The organism is Clostridium fessum (genome assembly GCF_027698965.1).
In the GTDB taxonomy this organism is placed as follows: Bacteria; Bacillota; Clostridia; order Lachnospirales; family Lachnospiraceae; genus Otoolea; species Otoolea fessa.
Window position 1 is genome coordinate 90,154 of sequence record NZ_JAQEQF010000011.1, and the last position, 21,558, is coordinate 111,711.

Annotated in this window: 19 protein-coding genes; 18 read left to right on the plus strand and 1 reads right to left on the minus strand. The window is 45.1% G+C overall.

Annotation, left to right across the window (positions count from 1 at the left end; all coding sequences use genetic code 11):
* Positions 1 to 276: 276 nt before the first annotated feature.
* The 16 genes from PG862_RS13105 (at position 277) to PG862_RS13180 (ending at position 19,154) form a co-directional block, all read left to right on the plus strand.
* Entirely contained in the window at positions 277 to 2,811 is a 2,535-nt protein-coding gene (locus tag PG862_RS13105) for an SH3 domain-containing protein (RefSeq protein ID WP_118472747.1), read from the plus strand.
* 124 nt (positions 2,812 to 2,935) lie between these two features.
* Positions 2,936 to 5,317 carry a cadherin-like beta sandwich domain-containing protein gene (locus PG862_RS13110; protein ID WP_270707673.1) on the plus strand — a complete coding sequence of 794 codons (2,382 nt, stop codon included), beginning with the start codon at positions 2,936 to 2,938 and terminating at the stop codon, positions 5,315 to 5,317.
* 359 nt (positions 5,318 to 5,676) lie between these two features.
* Positions 5,677 to 6,051, plus strand: a complete 375-nt coding sequence (locus PG862_RS13115; RefSeq protein ID WP_022359631.1) for a GntR family transcriptional regulator — start codon at positions 5,677 to 5,679, stop codon at positions 6,049 to 6,051.
* Positions 6,052 to 6,124: 73 nt separating this feature from the next.
* On the plus strand, positions 6,125 to 6,691 hold the full coding sequence (locus PG862_RS13120; protein ID WP_270707674.1) for a UvrB/UvrC motif-containing protein: 567 nt from the start codon (positions 6,125 to 6,127) through the stop codon (positions 6,689 to 6,691).
* The gene (locus tag PG862_RS13125) at positions 6,675 to 7,709 is read left to right on the plus strand and encodes an ATP--guanido phosphotransferase (protein ID WP_107000011.1); all 1,035 of its coding nucleotides are present in this window, start codon (positions 6,675 to 6,677) and stop codon (positions 7,707 to 7,709) included. Before PG862_RS13120 ends, PG862_RS13125 begins: the two co-directional genes overlap by 17 nt.
* Before the next feature lie 28 nt (positions 7,710 to 7,737).
* Complete coding sequence (locus PG862_RS13130; RefSeq protein WP_117795637.1) at positions 7,738 to 10,185, plus strand: ATP-dependent Clp protease ATP-binding subunit; 2,448 nt, start codon at positions 7,738 to 7,740, stop codon at positions 10,183 to 10,185.
* Positions 10,186 to 10,309: 124 nt separating this feature from the next.
* Entirely contained in the window at positions 10,310 to 10,723 is a 414-nt protein-coding gene (locus PG862_RS13135; RefSeq protein WP_022359635.1) for a hypothetical protein, read from the plus strand.
* Between the two features lie 161 nt (positions 10,724 to 10,884).
* Entirely contained in the window at positions 10,885 to 12,288 is a 1,404-nt protein-coding gene (gene radA / locus PG862_RS13140; protein WP_270707678.1) for a DNA repair protein RadA, read from the plus strand.
* A 464-nt stretch (positions 12,289 to 12,752) separates the two neighbouring features.
* Complete coding sequence (locus PG862_RS13145) at positions 12,753 to 14,102, plus strand: tyrosine-type recombinase/integrase (protein ID WP_270707682.1); 1,350 nt, start codon at positions 12,753 to 12,755, stop codon at positions 14,100 to 14,102.
* Positions 14,103 to 14,531: 429 nt separating this feature from the next.
* On the plus strand, positions 14,532 to 14,969 hold the full coding sequence (locus PG862_RS13150; RefSeq protein WP_270707683.1) for an HU family DNA-binding protein: 438 nt from the start codon (positions 14,532 to 14,534) through the stop codon (positions 14,967 to 14,969).
* A 292-nt stretch (positions 14,970 to 15,261) separates the two neighbouring features.
* The gene (locus PG862_RS13155; protein ID WP_182427379.1) at positions 15,262 to 15,429 is read left to right on the plus strand and encodes a DUF5659 domain-containing protein; all 168 of its coding nucleotides are present in this window, start codon (positions 15,262 to 15,264) and stop codon (positions 15,427 to 15,429) included.
* Positions 15,430 to 15,614: 185 nt separating this feature from the next.
* The gene (locus PG862_RS13160; RefSeq protein WP_270707684.1) at positions 15,615 to 15,953 is read left to right on the plus strand and encodes a hypothetical protein; all 339 of its coding nucleotides are present in this window, start codon (positions 15,615 to 15,617) and stop codon (positions 15,951 to 15,953) included.
* An 83-nt stretch (positions 15,954 to 16,036) separates the two neighbouring features.
* Positions 16,037 to 16,621 (plus strand): hypothetical protein, encoded by a 585-nt coding sequence (locus PG862_RS13165; protein ID WP_270707686.1) that lies wholly within the window; start codon positions 16,037 to 16,039, stop codon positions 16,619 to 16,621.
* 367 nt (positions 16,622 to 16,988) lie between these two features.
* Positions 16,989 to 18,275: a hypothetical protein gene (locus PG862_RS13170; RefSeq protein WP_270707688.1), complete on the plus strand. Its 1,287-nt coding sequence runs from the start codon at positions 16,989 to 16,991 to the stop codon at positions 18,273 to 18,275.
* A gap of 275 nt (positions 18,276 to 18,550) precedes the next feature.
* Positions 18,551 to 18,808, plus strand: coding sequence for a type II toxin-antitoxin system HicA family toxin (locus PG862_RS13175; RefSeq protein ID WP_270707689.1), 258 nt, complete (start codon positions 18,551 to 18,553; stop codon positions 18,806 to 18,808).
* Between the two features lie 22 nt (positions 18,809 to 18,830).
* Positions 18,831 to 19,154, plus strand: a complete 324-nt coding sequence (locus PG862_RS13180; protein WP_331478519.1) for a type II toxin-antitoxin system HicB family antitoxin — start codon at positions 18,831 to 18,833, stop codon at positions 19,152 to 19,154.
* 108 nt (positions 19,155 to 19,262) lie between these two features.
* Here PG862_RS13180 and PG862_RS13185 read toward each other — a convergent pair whose 3' ends face one another.
* Positions 19,263 to 19,547 (minus strand): helix-turn-helix domain-containing protein, encoded by a 285-nt coding sequence (locus tag PG862_RS13185; RefSeq protein ID WP_270707691.1) that lies wholly within the window; start codon positions 19,545 to 19,547, stop codon positions 19,263 to 19,265.
* Positions 19,548 to 19,710: 163 nt separating this feature from the next.
* On the opposite strand from PG862_RS13185, the gene PG862_RS13190 reads away from it, so the two are divergent.
* Entirely contained in the window at positions 19,711 to 20,562 is an 852-nt protein-coding gene (locus PG862_RS13190; protein WP_270707694.1) for a hypothetical protein, read from the plus strand.
* 44 nt (positions 20,563 to 20,606) lie between these two features.
* Positions 20,607 to 21,443, plus strand: a complete 837-nt coding sequence (locus PG862_RS13195) for a zinc ribbon domain-containing protein (RefSeq protein WP_270707696.1) — start codon at positions 20,607 to 20,609, stop codon at positions 21,441 to 21,443.
* The last annotated feature ends 115 nt before the right edge of the window (positions 21,444 to 21,558 follow it).

Below are 21,558 nucleotides of genomic sequence, written 5' to 3' on the forward strand. Positions count from 1 at the left end.
AATCATATATCCGGAAAACATTTCAAAGCCAACTTATACTGCTTCTAAAAATTAAGGAAATCTTACAATTTCGCGCAAAGGCCCCAAATTTTGCGAAGTTTTTTCGGTAAGGTTGACACATATGGTCTTTTTTCATTATAATAGATACGATTGTAAAAACGTGAAAAAGATGGAAAACAGTCGAGCGGCTGTCTGGAAATACGGCGGCAGACAGAATAAGAATTCCGTTGCGGGGGATGAATTGCAGAAAACGCAGCAGAATGAGGAGATAGACGGATGAAAAAATGGAAGTTATTGGGGAAACGGGCGGCGGCGTTTCTGCTGGGTGCTGTGATGGCGGTCAACCCAGGGCTGGCAGGTACTGCAGCAGAGTCTTTGCTGGGGATCGTCAGCTATGCGGAAGAGAGAACCGCGTCGGTCAATGCGACAAACCTGAATGTCCGGAGTGGTCCGGGCACTTCGTATCAGGCACTAGCGAAGCTGTCCAAGGGCGCACCAGTTACAGTACTTGGTGAGCAGACGGGAACGGATGGCGTCGTATGGTATCAGATACGATATAGCGGAAGCGGCGGTGAGCAGACGGGTTATGTTTCGAGCAAATACATAAAGTTTCCGACTGCGATCAAATCGGATTCGGATTTTGAAAGCTATCTGACAAAGCAGGGATTTCCGGAGAGCTATAAACAGGGGCTCCGGGAATTGCATGCACAATATCCGAATTGGACGTTCACGGCGTTCCAGACAAATCTGGATTGGAACACAGCGTTGAAAAATGAAAGCGTGATCGGGCGGAACCTGGTTGCGAGCAGCAGCATTTCGTCCTGGAAATCGACCGAGACAGGTGCGTATGACTGGGGAACCGGAACCTGGCCGGGTTTTGACGGAAGCTCCTGGGTACAGGCGTCTTCGGATATTATCGCCTATTATATGGATCCGCGGAATTTCTTAAATGATAAATATATTTACCAGTTCATGAAACAGTCGTATGACAGTTCGCTTCACACGAAGACGGGGCTGCAGAACATGGTGAGCGGAACCTTCCTTTCCGGCACGGTGTCGGGCGGCTCGTCGGTATCGGCCGGTACGGGAAGTAGTTCAGGAAGCTCTTCTTCCGGTTCAGCGACGGGACCGGGAAGTTCGTCAGGTTCGAGCGGAAGCAGCGCCGGTCTGTCGTCTCCGATTGCTTCGATCAGCGATCATAAGACGGAGCGGGTGGCAGCGACCAATGGACCGGGCATGGCGGGAGATGGATTTTCTTCCAACAATGCAGACGGGGAGACGGCGCCGGTCAGCAGCGGCACATCGAATAAGTCATCGGGGACAACCAGCAGCACGGCTGGAACCACCAGTGGCAGTACAAGCGCACCGGGAAGCAGCACAACTGGAACAACTTCTGGTTCAACCAGCAGCGGAAGAACAAGTGCACCGGGAAGTGGCACTTCCAGCAGTTCGGGAACTTCCACGGGAGTGGCGCAGCAGTCTGCAATCGGCACTTCCTATGTAGATATCATCATGAATGCGGCATCCGAATCGGGAGTCAATCCATATATTCTGGCATCGATGATTCTGCAGGAACAGGGCAGCCAGGGAACCGGACGCAGTATTTCCGGAACGGTGTCCGGCTATCAGGGTTATTATAACTTCTTTAATATAGAGGCATATCAGTCCGGCTCGATGAGTGCGGTAGAACGCGGACTCTGGTGGGCATCCCAGTCGGGAACCTATCTGCGCCCGTGGAACAGCATCGAGAAATCGATCCGTGGCGGTTCGGTTTATTACGGCGAGAATTATGTAAAAAAAGGACAGGATACGCTGTACTTAAAGAAATTTAATGTGCAGGGCAGCAACCTTTATAAACACCAGTACATGACGAATGTGCAGGCGGCAGCTGCCGAAGGACTGACGCTTTCGAAGATCACGGCATTGGCAAATACAACACTTGAGTTCTCGATTCCGGTGTATAAAAATATGCCGGCGGGCGCCTGCGTCAAACCGACGCTGGACGGCAGCCCGAACAACAAGCTGTCGGCGCTGGGTGTCGATGGATTTGCACTGACACCGACCTTTAACCGAGATACAGAGTCCTACGATCTGATCGTGGATCCGTCGGTGGCAAGCGTGACGGTAGCAGCGAGCGCGATTGATTCCAAGGCAACGATTGCCGGAACGGGAACGGTCGATCTGCAGAGCGGTGTCAATGAGATCACCGTGACGGTCAAAGCGGCAAATGGAAATCTGCGAAATTACGTCCTTCACGTAGTGCGCCAGTCAGGCGGTCCGACCTACTCAAGCTCGATTGGAAGCGGCGTTTCCTCTGGAAGCAGCTCTAGCGGTCCGGCGACGGGACCGGGCATGTCTTCAGGAAGCAGTTCAGGAAATTCTTCCTCCGGCGGTTCGGATGTGCAGATTGTCGGTCCGACCTCTTCGGGAAGCAGTTCAGGAAGCTCTCCTTCCGGGCAGTCCGCACCGGGATCGAATGTGAATGGATTTGGGAGCGGCAGTTCCGGAACCCTGATTGCGCCAAATGGGGAGTCTGTCGGGAGCGCCGGCAGTCCGCAGGGGAGCCAGTCGCCGACCAGCGCGGCGGCACCATCCCAGTCCACATCGGGAACGCATGCGGCATCGTCGGTGCGCGGGGATGTCAACGGCGACGGTAAGCTGAACATCATGGATATCCTGCTGGCACAGCGGTCGATACTGGGACTTGGAAAGTTAAGAGCGGAGGAAATCGCGCGCGCCGACCTAAATGGAAATGGAAAAGTAGATATTTTGGATATTCTTCTGATGCAGAAGAAGATTCTGGGACTGTAGGGATATTTCACGTACCTGCGGCTGGTCTTGAGAGATGGCAGCGGGTACGTGAAAATTTGTAAAGAAAGGGAACGGTGCAGATATGGGACCGTTACCAATAAAGAATATAGGACAGGGCAGTTGAATGAAAAGGTTTAAAAATATCATATTAGGTATACTTGCGGCAGGTATGCTGACGGTGGCGGCGCCGGTTGGCGGGATCAGCGCCTATGCATCCAGCGCAAAAATTTCATTTTCCGATCCGAGTGCGACGGTGGGTCAGGAGTTCAGCGTCAATGTGAAGATCTCCTCTCAGGATGGAAATCTAGGGGCATCCGACGTGGTACTTTCCTATGATCCGTCGGTCATTGAGTTTGTGAGCGGAAATAACGCAAGCGGCGGTGCAGGTTCCGTCCGCCTAGTTGGAACGATGGATTCCAATTCGACGAAGGCATTTTCCTATACGCTGAAATTCAAGGCAGTGCAGGCGGGAAATACTTCGATCTCTGTGGGAAGTTATGAAGTCTATGACTCAGATGCACAGGCAGTCACAGTTTCTAAAACGGGGACGGCGAGCGTCAAAGTAAAAGCACCGGCAACCTCCTCGGCGGAAGCGGCGCTTTCGTCCTTGAAGATTTCTCCAGGAACACTTTCCCCTGCATTTTCGCCAAATGTGACTTCCTATACGGCGCAGGTAGGAGCCAGCGTCGATAAGCTGGCGGTCAGCGCGAGTGCGAAGGACAGCAAGGCGAAAGTCCTTGTCAGCGGTGATTCCGGCTTAAAGGTAGGTGCTAATACCGTTGTCTGCAAGGTGACGGCGGAGGATGGACAGACAACTAAGAGCTACACGATCACAGTCAATAAGCTCGATACGGTCGATGTGCCGTCAGAGGCGGAGACAGGGGCTGAAACAGAGGCAGTTGGGACAACGCCGGTTGTGAAAAACGGGCTGGATGTGGAAATAGACGGCGTTTCCTATACGGTGGCGACGGAATTTGATGCCTCCCTGCTTCCGGAAGGATATACGCAGTCTACCTGTACTTATGGCGGTTCAGAGGTCCAGTGTGGAAATGGCAATGACCTGACGCTTTTGTATTTGCAGGGTGCCGATGGAAATGGTGCATTTTATATTTATATACCGGAATCCGGTGTGTTATCGCCGTATGTGACGATCGATGTGACAGCAAAGTCGATTCTGGTGCTTCCACCGGATGAGTCGGTTCAGATTCCGGATGGATTTATGGAGACGACCATTCAGTTAAACGGCACGTATAAAGTGCAGGGCTGGGTGTGGAAGAGCGATGAACAGCAGAAGTATTGTGTCGTATATGGTATGAATGAGAGCGGCGAGAAGTCGCTGTATCGGTATGATATTGCAGAAAAGACCTTCCAGCGGTATTTTGAAGACCCGTCTCTGGCAACTAAATACGATGATGCACAAGTGGAAGAGATTGTAGATAAGTACAACGCACTTTGCAGGGATTATAATATCCGCTTTGTCATGCTTGCGGTTCTGGGCGTAGCGTGTGTAATCTTGTTCTTTATCGTGATCAATCTTCTGCTCAAGCGGAAAGAGTGGAGAGAGGAAGCGCAGGCAGCCGGAGGCAGACAGAGGTCCAAGCGTCGTCCGTCATCGCCGAATGCACGACCGGCGGCAGACGCACGGGTGAAACGAGGCACTGGGCGCGACAAGAGAGAAGATGGGGAAATGATGCCGGCAAGACCGGCAGCGCGGAGTGAGAAGGAGCGCATGGCAGCGGATGACAGACGCCGCCCGTCCGCAGAGCGGATGGAGGAAGGGCGTCGGAGTGCGCGCCGAACCCAAGAGACGCTGGAGACAAGACCGGTTCGCCGGGAGCGGGAAGAGGAGCGCGAGATGCAGCCGATCCGCCGGACAAGGGAAGATGAGCGCGCGTCCCAGCCTGTTCGCCGAGAGCGGAGTATGGAGGCAGCATCGGCAGACCGCGCAAAACGGATGCCGGAGGAAAGACGCCGCCGGGAAGCAGGAAGCGAAAATCGTTCCGAACGCGTTCGTAGAGAAATGCCAGAAGAAAGCAGTCCGGCTTGTGTCCGCAGAGAGGCATCAGAAGAAGAACGTCTGCAGCGCACCCGCAGAGATGCGGCAGAGGAAAGCCATTCAGAGCGTCCGCGCAGAACTTCGGCAGACGGAAGCCGCGCAGAGCGGGAACGCCAGGCAGTGGCAGAAAGCCGACGCACAGAACGGGAACGTGCCGTTTCAGCAAAAGAAAGCCGCCTGCAGCGCGATTACACGCCTGCATCGGCGCATCGTGCGGCGAAAGAGTCTGCAGCATCGGGAGAACGCCGGAATGCGCGCCCGGCGATTTATGTGCGCCCGGCATCCCGCTCGGAGCTTTACTACACGCTGGAACGGGAGGAATACGGTGATCGCCCAACGAGATATGAGTCGGAATCAGAGCGATCCAGACGCGCCCGCGAGGCAAAAGCCCGGTTAGAGCGGGATCGGCGTGATGAGGATGGATTTGAGTATATCGACGATCCGCAGTAAATAAAAGAGGAAAAGATGGATATCTGTCCAGGAGATTTCTGGCGGGTATCTGTCTTTTCTTTTATATCGCTTTTTTTGTAACAAGTTCACGTTACTGTTCACGCATACGTGCCCAGTAACGGAATTTGCCGTGGCTTCGCATTTAAATACGGCAAATTCCTGCTGCCACCACGTTTTCTTACGGCACTTTCAGTTCCAAAAGTGCCTATCCGTGAACAGTAACAAGTTCACACAATTAACACAGTTTTACAGTTGACGAAAACATCTGTTTGTTATACAATCTATATAACAAATGATAAAACAGGCGGCTGACTGTATTTAGAAACGGGGTCTGCCGTCAGAATGAAAGATGGTGGAGTATGATTGTAGAGATTGATTTTAACAGTGAGGAAGCGCTTTATATTCAGCTCATAAACCAGATCATCATCGGGATTGCGACCGACCAGATCCGGGAGGGCGATACGCTGCCATCCGTGCGCCAGTTAGCGGATAACATCGGAATTAACATGCACACGGTCAACAAGGCATATTCTGTACTGAAACAGGAAGGTTTTCTGCGTGTGGACCGCCGCCGCGGGGCAGTGATTGCACTTGACACGGATAAGATGCGGACGATCTCGGAGATGCGCCGGGATCTCAGTGTAATTCTGGCAAGAGGTGTCTGTAAAAATGTGAGCCGCGAGGAGGTTCACAATCTGGTGGATTCCATTTATGACGCATTTACAGCGGAATAGCAGGTTCCGGCTGCGGGCGATGGTTTTTGTGTATTGGAACCGTTGCGGGATGTGTATGTTGGGAGGATAAATTATGCTGTGTGAGAAATGTGGGATTCGCGAAGCGAATATTAAATATACAGAAGTGTTTAACGGCGTCAAGACAGAGCATAATCTCTGCGCCCAGTGCGCGAAAGAGATGGATCTGGGACCGTACTCGGCACTGATTGAGGGAGAATTTCCGCTTGGAAAACTGCTTTCGAGCCTTTTGGGACTGACGGATGCGTCTGCCAGCCAGGCACCGAAAGAGGATGTGGTATGCCCGACCTGCGGCACGACGTATGAAGAATTTGTCAAGAACAGCCGTTTCGGATGCGCGGACTGTTATCATGTGTTTGATCCGTTGCTTGGAGAGAAAATTAAGAAATTGCAGGAAAATTCGAGCCATACCGGCAAACATCCGAAGATCCAGCCGCGCAGTCAGGCGGCTGCAGAGGTGACGAAGAAAGGAGAACTGGAATTCAGCCCGGAAGAGCAGATTAAGCAGCTGAAACGCAGGCTGGAAGCGGCGTTGCAGGAAGAAGACTATGAGACGGCTGCTGCCTGCCGGGATAAGATACACAGTCTGGAAGGAGAGATGAGACATGACGAAATGGTTTGAGGAAGTGGCGAATGATGCGTCCAATATCGTTTCCAGCCGGGTGCGTCTGTCTCGGAACTGGGAGGAATATAAATTTCCGAGCCGTCTGGAGCCGGATGAGGCGCGGACGATGATTGCCCGTTTAAAACAGAATTTCCGCGATCTGGGTGACCGGGACGGTCAGTTTTATGAATATGAAGATCTGGAATTGATGGAGAAGCTTGACCGCACCGCATTGCGGGAACGGCGGCTTTTAAACCGCACGCTGGCGGAGAAGACGACGCCGGGCGGGATCCTCTGTTCGGAGGATGAGCGGGTCAGCATGGTATTAAATGCGGACGATCATATCCGGTTACAGGTGCTGGCATCGGGACTCGATCTGCAAGAATGTTATGCAAAAGCGGATGCGCTGGATGATTATATCAACGAGAAGATTCCGTATGCATTTAATGAGAAATATGGATATCTGACGTCCTATCCGACGAATGTCGGAACAGCAATGAAGGCGTCCGTGGTCGTGCATCTGCCGTCTCTGACAATGAATAAGAAATTTCAGGAACTTCTGGGCGATATGGGACGTTTCGGCACGACCGTGCGCGGCGTTTATGGCAGAGGCAATGAAAACTACGGCGATTTGTACGAGGTAGTCAATCAGAAGACACTCGGCATCACCGAACAAGAGATTCTGGAGCTGGTAGCCAACGTGGCGGGGCAGCTCTCGGCGCAGGAAAATCAGTTCCGCGAGGTTTCTCTGTCGAGGCACCGCCTGGAGCGGGAGGATGAGGCGTACAAGTCCTACGGCGTTCTGAAATATGCGCGCCGGATGACGCTCAAGGAAGCGATGACATTTCTATCTCATGTCTGGGCGGGCATCGCGGACGGGCTGTTAAAACCGGCAGAATTTGTGAGCATTTACCGCCTGATGATCGGCATCCAGCCGGCAAACTTACAGAAACGTTCGAGCAAGCCGCTGGGACGTGAGGAATTGGAGGCAGAGCGGGCGCGGTATCTGCGTGAGGAACTGCCGAAGCTGGTGTAAAGTAAAAAGAAACAGGAGGAACAGTAAAATGATCGATCGTTTTACTCAGAAAGCCAGAGAAGCGATCCGTCTGGCAGTCGAGACAGCGCAGGAGCTGGAACACGGCTATGTGGGGACGGAGCATCTGCTTTTAGGACTGATAAAAGAGGGAACTGGCGTGGCGGCAGCGGTTTTGGCAGAACATGATGTGACAGAAGAGCGTGTCATGGAACTGATGGAGCGTCTGATAAGCCCGGCAGTGGCGACTCAGGTAGAGGGACAGATTGAATATACGCCGGGGGCGCGCGCCGTGCTGCAGGCGAGTTATGATGAGGCGGTTTTTTTCAAAGCGCCTCTGATTGGAACGGAGCACATCCTGATTGCCATCATCAAGGATGGAAAATCAACTGCGTGCCGTTTACTCAATACAATGAATGTTAATATTCAGAAATTATATGTGGATCTGATGGGGGCTATGGGCGATGATGCGCCGTCCGAGGCGGCGGAAGATGCGGCAGCAGGACGGGTGCGCCCGGAGAAAGGCAATACACCGAATCTGGACAATTTCAGCCGGGATCTGACTCAGATGGCGCGGGACGGAAAGCTCGATCCAGTCATCGGCAGGGAACGGGAAATGAAACGTGTTATTCAGATTTTAAGCCGCCGGACGAAGAATAATCCGTGCCTGATCGGGGAACCAGGCGTCGGAAAAACGGCGGTTGTGGAAGGTCTGGCGCAGTTCATTGTTTCCGGCAATGTACCGGAGACGATCGCGAAAAAGCGGGTTGTCAGCCTCGATTTGTCCGGCATGGTCGCAGGATCCAAGTACCGCGGTGAGTTCGAAGAGCGGATTAAGAAGGTACTTGCCGAGGTGCGGGAGAGTGGAAATGTGCTCTTGTTTATTGACGAGATTCACACGATCATCGGCGCAGGCGGCGCGGAGGGCGCGATCGATGCCTCCAATATCCTGAAACCGTCGCTGGCGAGGGGCGAGATTCAGCTTATCGGTGCGACGACGCTGGAAGAATACCGCAAATACATCGAAAAAGATGCGGCCTTGGAACGCCGGTTTCAGCCGGTTATGGTGGATGAGCCGACGGAGGCGGAATCCATCGAGATTTTGAAGGGGCTTCGCAGCCGCTATGAGGAACATCACAAGGTGACGATCCAGGATGAGGCACTGGTGGCAGCGGTGCGCCTGTCTGCCCGCTATATCAATGACCGTTTCCTGCCGGACAAGGCGATCGATCTGATCGATGAAGCATCCTCGAAGCTGCGTCTGACTGTATATACGGAGCCGGAGGAGATCAAAAAGCTCGAAGCGGAGATCAAAAAACTCGAAGGCCAGAAGGAAGAGGCGATCAAGGCTGAAGCCTATGAGAAAGCCGGTGAGATCAAGAAGAAGCAGCAGAAAAAGCAGGAAAAGATTGAAAAGATTCGTGAAAAATGGGAAAAAGAGAAAAATTCACGCAAGTTAGTGGTCGGTGAAAATGAGATTGCGGACATTGTTTCTGACTGGACGAAGATCCCGGTTCGCAAGCTGGCAGAAGAAGAGTCAGAGCGGCTGTTGAAACTGGAGTCCATTCTGCATGAGCGCGTGGTCGGACAGGAGGAAGCTGTATCCGCCGTGGCGCGTGCGATCCGCCGTGGTCGTGTGGGACTCAAGGATCCGAAGCGGCCAATCGGTTCGTTTCTGTTCCTGGGGCCGACGGGTGTCGGAAAAACAGAGCTTTCCAAGGCACTCTCGGAGGCGATGTTTGGCACGGAAAATGCGATGATCCGCGTTGATATGTCGGAGTACATGGAGAAACACAGCGTTTCCAAGATGATCGGTTCGCCGCCAGGATATGTTGGCTACGAGGAGGGCGGACAGCTCAGCGAGAAGGTGCGTCGCAATCCATATTCGGTTATTCTCTTTGATGAGATTGAAAAAGCGCATCCGGATGTATTTAACATTCTGCTGCAGATCCTCGATGACGGGCACATTACGGACGCACAGGGACGGAAGGTGGATTTCAAGAACACGATTCTGATTATGACCTCCAATGCGGGCGCTGAAAATATTATTTCCCCGAAGCGGCTTGGATTCTCGTCGGAGAGCGGTGAGAAAGCGGATTATGCGTTTATGAAAGAACGCGTGATGGAGGAAGTGCGCCGGATGTTTAAGCCGGAGTTCTTAAACCGAATCGATGAGATTTTAGTCTTCCATCCTCTGACGAAGGAGAATATCAAGACAATCGCAGGCATTCTGCTGCGCGGCATCGAGAAAAGGACGAAGGATCAGCTTGGAATGACGCTCACGATCACAGATGATGCGATCGATTTTCTGGCAGACAAGGGATATGATTCCAAATATGGTGCAAGACCGTTGCGCCGGACGATCCAGACGCAGATCGAGGATCAGCTTTCTGAGAAGATCCTGGAAGGCACGATCCGGAAAAAAACAGAGGTTCGGATTGAAAAAGATGGCGATCAGCTGAAATTTGAGACGGTCTAAAGGGCTGGAAGCGAAAAGACTGGTAAACCCGGTCGAAGTGTGTTAAAATGATACTACTGAGTAACTGTGTAAGTGCGGAGCAGTTGCGATATTGATTAAAAGGATACTAGGAGGATAAAGCATTATGCCAGTAGTTAGCGAGTTAATCCGCATCGAGGATGACGGAACCATCAGTTTTGGCAATTATATGTTAGCAGCAAAGTCCAAGCTGCAGGATTTTGAATTTCAGGGCGATCTTTATAAGGTAAAAACATTCGGCGAGATTACCAAGCTGGAGCGCAACGGAATGTTCGTATATGAGTCGGTACCGGGCACGGCAGTCAATCATTTCCAGGCGGGAGATACTTCCGTACAGTTTTCGGTTGAGGGCGAGAAGGATGCTCAGATTACCATTCAGTTAGAGGATGAGCGTGAGTATGAGGTATATGTAGACGGCGTATCGGTCGGCGGCATGAAGACCAACGTCAGCGGCAAACTGGTACTGAGCGTGGAGCTGAACCCGGGCAAGGCAACCGCAATCCGGATTGAAGCCAGATAAGGAAAAGAAAAACAAAACGTTACGTACAAGTTACAATGCATGAGATGAAAGCTGCTGCATGGCAGGAATGGCGGGCGTGTGCGCCGGAAGCCGGTTTCCGCCATGCAGCGGCTTTTTGTGTAATAAGAAATATGAGAAGAAGTGTTTGGAAAGGAATCAGCATGGCAAAGGCAAAATCAACGGGATTTTTCTGCAGGGAATGCGGTTATGAATCTTCCAAATGGATGGGGCAGTGCCCGGCGTGCAAGGCGTGGAATACGATGGTGGAAGCGCCGTCCGCACCGGCATCATCCGGTACGGCAGCAGGGCGGTATGCGGCAGCGGCTTCGCTGACGGCGGCACCGGGGAAACGGGCTGGCGCGCAGGCAAAGCCGGTCAGCTTAGATGAAATTGAGCTTTCCGATACGGATCGGACGAGAACCGGATTTGCAGAACTTGACCGGGTGCTTGGAAGCGGCGTGGTGCGTGGCTCCCTGGTGCTGGTCGGCGGAGATCCGGGAATCGGAAAATCAACCCTGCTTCTGCAGGTCTGCCGGAACCTGGCAGGACAGGAACAAAAGGTTTTATACGTCTCCGGCGAGGAGTCATTAAAACAGATCAAACTGCGGGCAAGCCGGATCGGGACGGTGCGCGGACCACTTTCGTTCTTGAGTGAGACGAACCTGGATACGATTGCGGAGGTGATCCGGGAGGTACGCCCGGATGTGGTCGTGATCGACTCGATCCAGACCATGTTTATCGAGGCGGCAGGTTCTGCACCGGGCAGTGTCAGCCAGGTAAGAGAGTGCACCGGCGTCCTGATGCAGCTCGCAAAAGGACTGGGTGTGACAGTCTTTATCGTCGGTCATGTGACGAAAGAGGGTGTTGTGGCGGGACCGCGTATGCTGGAACATATGGTCGATACAGTGCTATATTTTGAGGGCGATCGCCATGCGTCCTACCGGATTCTGCGGGGAGTGAAGAACCGTTTCGGTTCGACCAATGAGATCGGCGTGTTTGAGATGCGGGAGGAAGGACTGGCGGAGGTGCCGAATCCATCCGAATTTATGCTGGAAGGGCGCCCGGCGGAGGCATCCGGTGCGGTGACTGCCTGCTCGATGGAGGGAACCCGCTCGATTCTTCTGGAAGTGCAGGCGCTGGTGTCAAAGACGAATTTCGGACTGCCGCGGCGGACGGCAGCGGGCGTCGATTACAACCGTGTGAACCTGCTCATGGCAGTGTTGGAAAAACGATGCCGTTATGCCCTGTCCGGGTACGATGCCTATGTCAACATTGCAGGCGGCATGAAGATGAACGAGCCGGCGCTTGACCTTGCGATCGTGATGGCGCTGATTTCCAGCTATAAAGACCGTCCGCTGGATGAGAAAACGATCGTATTTGGCGAGGTCGGACTCTCCGGAGAGGTGCGCGCCGTCTCGATGGCAGAGCAGAGAGTCCATGAGGCAGTCAAGATGGGATTTACAAGGTGCATTCTTCCGATGGTCAATGTCAGTAAATTGAAACCAAGGTCGGATATCCGGCTGGAAGGGGTGGCAAATGTGCGGGAGGCGATTGGGCTGCTGTAGGTTGCTTGGATTTTGGGAAAATTTAAGAAAAATAATATTAGCGTAATGTGAGTAACAGCAAATTTGTCTCAGTGGGAGTTAGGTCTCCGACTGAGATAAACGCTCCGCGAGGATGCGCAGTGATTCTGATAGGAATATGTCAGCTTCTCTGACCAGAATCACGCGCCAAGTCTCATGGACGTTCGACTTGAATGTTTAAAAAAATAAAAAACGCCAATGACTCATCTCTGAATCACTGACGCCTTTAGAAGCAGGGGAAGAGGGATTCGAACCCCCATTAACGGTTTTGGAGACCGTGACGAACACCCCGAAAGTATTGTAAAATAAAGGATTTTTAGAATCAGTGACATTTTCAGTGACAGTTCTAATATTTGTTACTGATGGTCTGTTTCTACAATGTCTTTTTCCTATGTGATGTTTGGAACACCAAGAACTTCATTATATTGTTGAGAAAGGTGTTGCTTATGACGGAGAAAGAATTGGAAAAGAAAATCGAATCCACAGACAAAAAACTTGCGAAGATGAAGTTACCGCGAGGGGAAGGAAAGATTACATGGAAAAATAAGGCTACTTGTTACTTGGAGTACAAGAAAACATTGGCATTGCCAGATGGTACATCTAAAAGAATTTCTGCATATGGATATAGCATTGAAGATGTAATAGATGCTATGCGAAAAAAAGAAGTAGATACCTTGCAGGAATGGCAGATTGGACAAAGACCAGTATTTTCATTAAATGGAAAGCGTCTGACGAACAAAGTAATTCTTGCTGATGCCATCAAACATTGGTTTTACAAATTCAACTATCTGAATAAGAGAGGCAGGACATTTGACAGAGAAGAATCTACATTGAAGAATCAGATTCTTAAACAAACCAGCTTTGCCAATATCCAGATTCGTGCCATCACGGATGAAGTGATCCAGAACTTTCTATCGGAGCTGATGAAGAAATACTCATATTCCACGGTAAAAAAGACGTATGAGTTGTTAGATCAGTTCTTTCGATACTACTATTCAAAGGATGTGAATAACAATCCTATGACTACGGTGGTTAAACCTAAAGAAGTGGATGTAAATAAGGTATCTGTCCATCAGACGAAAGATATTCGATGCTTTACACCCGATGAGATAGAACGATTCGTTCATGAAGCATCTGCAATCTGGTCTACAGGAAAGCCAAGATACAAATTTGGAGAAGGACTGATCTTTATCATGTACACAGGGGTACGTTTTGGAGAAGCAGTTGCATTGACATGGAAAGATATAGATGAGAAAAACGGATATTTGAATGTCAGTGTAGCAGAATCCTACGAATTGAAGCGAGATGCTAATATGCAGTCAACAGGACAGCGGATCAAGAAAAAAGACAAGCCTAAAACAAAAGCTGGTATCAGAAAAGTATATCTTATCTCCAAGGCACTGTACCATTTGAGACGTTTGAAAGAATTGCAGAAACCAGATTCAGAAGATGAGTATATTTTTGCAACAGGACTACACGCACCAGCGGTCAGTTATTACAACCTGCATCGAGCATTTAATCTGATCTGTAAGAACAGCGGAATAAAAGAGATAGAAGAATCGGTTGGTCTACATACCCTTAGACATACATTTATTTCTCTGCTGTGTAGAAAGAACATAGACAAGATGGTAATAGCAAGTATTGTAGGACAGGCTGACACAAAGACGATAGAACGTGTATATTATCATATCATGCAGGAAGAAAAGGATTTAGCTTTATCTACGCTGGATGAGAAGGAATATGTAATGCTAGATAAGATTTCTTCTCCATCCCAACTTTCACGGTTTGAATTGTAAATAATAGAGATAGGGAGTATTCAGCGATGGATAGTCCCTATTTTTGTGAGCGGAGAAAAATCCAATTGCGTCCACGTGGTTGGAATTGGGAAATAGGGTTATGCTTTCCGTCAACGTGGTCGGAGAGCAGAAAAACATGTAATTTTGGTTGCGTCTACGTGGTTGCAACCAACTTCAGACAGAATCAAACAAGGTATCTTCAATTCAGATGAAACTCATATTTCAAATCACATGAGATAGAACAAATCAATCTATTACCCTTATCAAAATCCATATATGCCTCTGTAATGCACTAGAATCGATTCTAAGCCATTTTATATATTAGACAGCAACTTTATCAATGAATCAAATAAAATCCAACTACAGGTCAAATATGAAGCCTATAAGAACCTGCTACCACAGCTAAAAGAAGAAAAGGAGTGATACACGATGTACAACAAAATTAATACGGGTCAAGTCTATAAAAAAGAAATAGTTTCCAAAATAAAAGAAAAAACCGGATTCTGGAAGAAAGATATTGAGTTAATGCTACTGGCATTAGGAGAAGTAATCACAGAAGCAGTAGAAGAAGATAAGTCTATTTCTCTGAAAGGAATCCTCACAATTACCCCCATTATGACGAAAGACAGGATGAGATACAACCGATATAAGGGCGAAATGGTTCAAGAGCAAGGACACCAGAAAGTAATCATCACAGCCGGAGAACAGCTAGATAAAGCAGTTGTGAAATCATTAGAACGAAAAGAAAGATTAGAAGAAGAGAAGAAAGCTAGGAAAAGAATGTATAATCAGACCTATTATCAAAATAGAAAAAAGAAGAAAGTAGAACAAAAACAATCAGAATCTAAGGGCAAGTCTAAATCATGATTCAGCGCAATTTCGCACTCTATTCCGGTTGAAGAATTAAAAATGAATATAATCAGATGAAAAGTTGTCACTCCTTGAGTAATACATATTAAGTTGTCCTTGCGGACAAGAATCTGGATCTTGGGATGAGATATTCCAAATTTGTCTCTGGAGAAGGACATATTAAATGATTTTTAAAAGTGATAACTTTTGAAAAATGAAAAAGTGAATATAGTAGAGAAGGATATTGTATGTGCTTCAGCACAGACAACTTGAACTGTGTAAATCAAAAGACGAAAAGGAGAACGAAATTATGTACTTATGTAGAAGAATGAAATTGTGTGGATTCTTATTAAAAAAGGGATTTAACTATGAGAAGATTATTGCTGATAAGTATAACCCTAGATATAATTGCTGGCTGTTTAAGAATACACCAGAATTAAAAAATGCAGTAGAAGAATATTATGCACAAATCAAATAGATAAGAGTTCAACTTCGATAGAAGTGAAAAATATTATCTTTTACTTAATTATTATGTACTACTTATACTGTAAGAGTTCCAGCAAAAAAGTGTTGTAGTTTTCGAAGTGTAACTACCTTTGCCCAACAAAAAAATGTTGCAACTTTTACTCCAAGAAAAATTTAAAGAACGAAAGAGCGAATGGAATGAAAAATTTATTTATTATTAAGAAAATAACAGAGAACAAAGAACTATCCGATCAAGCATTTGTTGTATGGTGTGGACTTAGGAATATTATGCAAATGGATAAAGTGGAATATTTTATATCTTATAATATGATTGCACATTCTATATTCAAACGTGTACCTAACAGATATGAATTGACTGCGATTAAAAATGGTTTGGAAGAATTGCTAAATAAAAGAATGATTAAGATTGAAACAACATACAGCAAGTCAGAGATGGTTTTGAATTTGACAAATTTATATTATAAAAAGATGATGGATTCTTCGCTGATTTATCAGAGGATGAAATGCATAAAATAATGAATCTTAGTGGTAATTTTGACAGATATAAGTTGCTTCGGTATTTTACCTGTCAGATCGGTTCTTTTAATAGAAGTGAGGATATGGGTAAATATAAAGGAAAACTTGGTGGAATGGGATTGGACTATTTTGCAAATCTAATATCTATAAGTAAGCCTACGGTTATCACTTTTAATAAGATTTTAGAAGAAAATAAAATTATGTTTATCATAAGACATAAAGATTTCTTTCAAGGCATTGCACATAATGGCAGTGGTGAATTAAGAGAGATACCTAATACATATAGCAGATGGTGTGATAAAGCATTAGCGGAAGCGTATTCAGAGAACATTCATGGATATAAGTATAATGAAGCTAATAAGAATAAAAAGACAGAAAGGGCGAACAAGAATCGTTCGTTGGGACAAAAATTACATTATTTTGCTACAGAAATGAAAGAGTATTCAGAAGATGAAATAAGAGAACTTTATGCTTATGCAGTAGACAAAAATAAAAGATTAAAAAGGAATTATGATTTGAATGTGGAGAAAGGTTATTCTGCGGATGAACCAAAATATATTGATATGAGTATTTTTAATGAATATGATTACCTTGAAGCAGATTCCCAAAATGGGAATACGATCGAAGAAATGTTAGATTTTTCTATTGCATCTGATGTAGTAGCCTAGATAAGGAGAAAAAAGAGAGTGAATGAAGCACATAAATGTACATTACAATTACGATATTCCAGAGTGTAACTGGATCATCAAACAGGGAGCAAAAGTAATTGGTTGTGGGAATCATCCCATAACAGGAAATACGTTTATTGTTTTCCAAGTGACAGATTTTTATAAATCTCTATGTGAAACATATAGAGCAAAACATAAAGAATAATTCAAAGAAATATTTCAAAATTTAATATCATATAAGTAATTGGGACAGTATGAAATCATACTGCCTTTTTTATTGTTCAAATTTATCGGAACGCTGTTCTTGCGTTCTGTCTATGGCTGAAATAAGCCGTCTTATTTTTATTCAAGGAGGAATTTAATAACTATGTCTAATATTAATAAAACTGAAAATTTAGAAGAAACAAGAGTATGTAAAGAATGTGGTCGGGAATTGCGGATGAGTGAGTTTAGAACCAAAACAATAGGATGGACAACACATACATATCACGTTTGTAATGAATGCTTTAAGGATAAAATGCTAACTGCACGTAAACAAAATTTCTATGAAAAAGGTATCACTCTATATAAGTCTGATAAATCCATGAGAACGGTTAGGAAATATAAGGCTGTTCATCCATCCAGAATTTTACCAGAATCCGTGTCTGGAATAGAATCAATGGCATCAGATGAAGTATTTGCCCGACTGCTTGATTATAAAGATACATGGGTATCAAATTATGGCAGAGTGATAGAGAAGAGACAGGACAGCTATCAGTTGCTTAAATCCACCTGTTCCAGAGCAGATAAGGAGTTATATTATACTCTCAATAAGAATGTATACAACGAGAAGAAAGAAGAGTGGGGATATAAGAAGTTCAAAGTCAGAGCGTGTGATCTAGTGATTCAGACGTTTATTGTGAATGAAGATATGAAGAATAATATCGCCTGCTACCATCGTAACGGCGATAGACAAGACAATTATTATAAGAACCTCTATCCTGTGACGGAAACGCAGTATGAAGCCATTGAAACTGAATATTTGAAGAATGATACAATTTCAGAAGATAGGATCATGAAGATTGTGAATGATATGAAATATAAGGCTGACGGTTGGAATCCTTGGTATTATCGCCGGAGTTTTGAAGGAGTAGGTTATCTGGGGACAGATGATGTTGACTATTATTCTGATGCATATAACAGATGGACAAACATGATCCAGAGATGCTACAACTCAAAGATTCATGCGTACAAGCCATATTACAAAAATACAAGAGTCTGTGATGAATGGCAGAACTTTTCCAACTTCAAAATCTGGTATGATGAACATTATATTCCGGGGAATGCGATTGATCTTGATAAAGATCTTCTGTGCAATGAAGCTAATATATACAGTCCAGAAACGTGTGCATTTCTTTCTCATTATCTGAATACGGTATTTGAGGACAGAGAAGCACCTAATACCACTCTGAATGATGATGGGAAGTATGAGGTCAGCATAATGATTTTAAATAAGAAAATTGACTTGGGTACATATGATACAGAAGATGAAGCAAAGAAAGGTGTGATTGAGGGTAAGAAGAATTATATTGATGAGCTGGCAGAGAAGAGCAAGGGGAAAGTTCCAGATTGTGTGTATGATGCTATGAAAAATTGGGAGGTTAAAGTGTCTTAGAAATAGACACTTTAGTTTGCTAAAGTGAATAATTAAAAAACGTAATAATATCAATAGGTCACTTTAGTGCGATAAGGTATGAAAAAAATATAACAATGTCAATAAAAATTGGTAAAATACTTTAGTGTACTAAAGTGAAACTATAATACATAAGGGCATATTGGATGTGATAATATATCTGATATGCCTTTTTTCGCCGTTTTGGGGTGGTATATGATAAAAGATATTGACACCATATATGACACCACATATAATATAAATAGGAGGTATGAAGAATGTCAAAATGGGATAAACTAATAGCGCGTATATGCAATTTATCAAAAGACCTCCGGTTTGATGAGTTACGGAAGGTATTAGAAAGTTATGGATATGAAATGAATGCTCCGAAAGGTGGAAGCAGTCATTATACTTTTAGAAAACAAGGATGTATGCCAATTACAATACCAAAGCATGAACCAATCAAAAAAGTGTATGTAGAAATGGTAAGGCAGATTGTTGAAAGTGAGGCGAAAAATAATGAAGACGCTGAATGATTATATGGCAATGTCCTATCGTATGGAAATTGTAGAAGATAAAGATGAAGGCGGATTTGTGGTTTCTTATCCGGATTTGCCTGGCTGTATTACCTGTGGAGAGACTGTGGAAAGTGCAGTAGCGAATGCATTGGATGCGAAAAAGGCATGGCTTGAAGCAGCATTGGAAGATGGTGTGGAAATTCATGAGCCGGACAGTCTGGAGGATTATTCTGGACAGTTTAAATTGAGAATACCAAGAAGTTTGCATCGTTCACTTGCAGAGCACTCACAGAGAGAGGGGATCAGCATGAATCAGTATTGTGTATATCTTCTTTCCAGAAATGATGCGGTATTTTCAAAATAGTAGATAGGTTAAAAATGTAGAGGAATAATTCGTATAGGGTATATTGGATAGAAAAATCCGGTATACCCTATTTTTTACGTTTTTTAGTATGGTAGCAGGAGAGAAGAATTAATTTTGTTTCATAGCTTTTATGAGATTCAGTAGAGCATCGACCTCTGACTGTGTTAGACCAGAAAGATCTAGTTCATGTCTTCGCTCAATTCCAAGTAGAAAATCCGTGGTAACATTAAATATTTTAGCAATCTGGATCAGCACATCATAGGATGGTAGACGTAAGCCTGTTTCATATGCGCTGATAACTGATTTTGTAAGCTGGAGTTTTTGTGCAAGCTGTGCCTGGGTCAGATTATCTCGTAGGCGCAGAGTCTTTAATGTGTTTCCAAAATCAACCATTAGAATACCTCCTGCTGCCATGATACTATAATTAATGTATTCTATTGGTTGATTAAATATTTATTTAGTTGACAAAAATTAAATATATAGTAAAATTGTATGTAAGAAAGCAAAATTTCTAATAAATTGGAGGAAAGTATATTAAGACACGGGAGGGTATTATATGAAGAAGGTATTATTGAAAACTTTTGCTGTAGCAGGTTGTTTGTCTCTTTTGGCATCAGTTCCGGCATTTGCAGGATGGGAGAAAACGGATGATGGATTGTGGCATTATTCGAATAATGGCTCTTATGTGACTAATATGTGGAAATTGGACGGTGGAAGCTGGTTCTATCTGAATGAGAATGGGACACTGGCACTTAGTCAATTTGTTTCTGGGGATGATGGTAGTCTTTATTATGTCAATGCTGATGGACAGATGGTAGAAAATCAGTGGATCAATATTGGCGGAACATATTATTATGCTGGTAATGGTGGTGCAATTTTAAAGAATACTACAACACCAGATGGGTATTATGTAGATGCTAATGGTGTATGGGATCAAAGTGCGGTAGTGCAGACTCCGAAAAAAGAAGAGGGACTTCCTACACTTAGTGTGCATATGCTAACAAAAACAAACCCAAAATGCTCTTCTGTATTGGTGGAATTAACAAATAAGAGTGATTCAGATATTATAGTTTATGGACAGGGGTCACGATATGAAGTACCAGATTATGAATCATTTAAACGTAATACGCATTTAACTATTTTGTCAGACGATAATTCTAGTGTAGTAACGCTTACACAATTAACATTAAAACCGGGAGATGATAAAACAGTCTTTTTCAGAATTGATGGAGAAAAAACATGGTATGATAATACTTCAGAAATGACATTCTGCATCGAATATAAAAATAAAGGATATATGTGTACAGCAGATCCTAAATGGGGAATAACTATATATTCTTTTGATTATCTTGCTGAAGTATCTGGAACACAGTTTACACTGGATCAGCTGAAAATATTACCATATTAGAATTATAAAAGCATGGAGAAATGTATTATAGAAGGAGTAATGTTATGGCAATGGTTAAGTGCCCGGAGTGTGGAAATTGGATTTCAGATCAAGCAGAATCCTGTCCGCATTGTGGATATTCTGCTAATAAAAATAAGCATAAGAAAATAATAAATGAATTAAAAGATAAAATAATAAAATTTAAAGATAATAAAAAGATACTTATTGGATGTGGGTGCTGTGTCGCTGTAGTTATATTAATTTGCTGTATGCCTACAATATCAAAAGAGTGGGAAAAAGCACAGCATGAAACACAAGTAAAAAATGATAAAGAAGCGCCTAAAGTTACATATACAGGAGATGGAATTACTATAATACAAGGAGATAGTATATCAGAAAGTGAAGTGAAATCAGATTTAAAGGCAACAGATAATGTGACGAGTGCAGATAAACTTATATATAATATCCCTATTAGTGATATAGATACTGATGCAGAAGAAGATACAACTTTGAAGTGTACAGTTAAGGATGAAGCTGGAAATATAGGCACAGTTGATGTACCAATTACGATCACTAGCCGATATACAAAATATGAAAAACTTAAATATTTGGCTTTGTCTATAGCAATAATGGAACTGGAAAACAGATTAAAAGATCCAAGTAGCTTAAATATCCGTGGAATGGGATGGGACACAAGTGGATGTGCATATCTATATTATTCTGCAAGCAATAGCTTTGGTGGTACAGTTTCGGGATACTGTCAGTATGATACAACCGATCAATCATTTTATGCACCAGGAGCAACCTCAGAAGGATGGGAAGTTAGATACCTTCAGCGGAAGTATGAAAGTTCTGAAAAAGTATCAATGGCAGAATTACAGGAATTTCAGCGATATAATTAAGTTGGAATATATATGATATAAAATGAAAGAATACCTCTCATTAAGAACAAATTGTGTTTTGAATGAGAGGTATTCTTATAATATTGTATGATTTTCTCTTGATATATGTTATAAT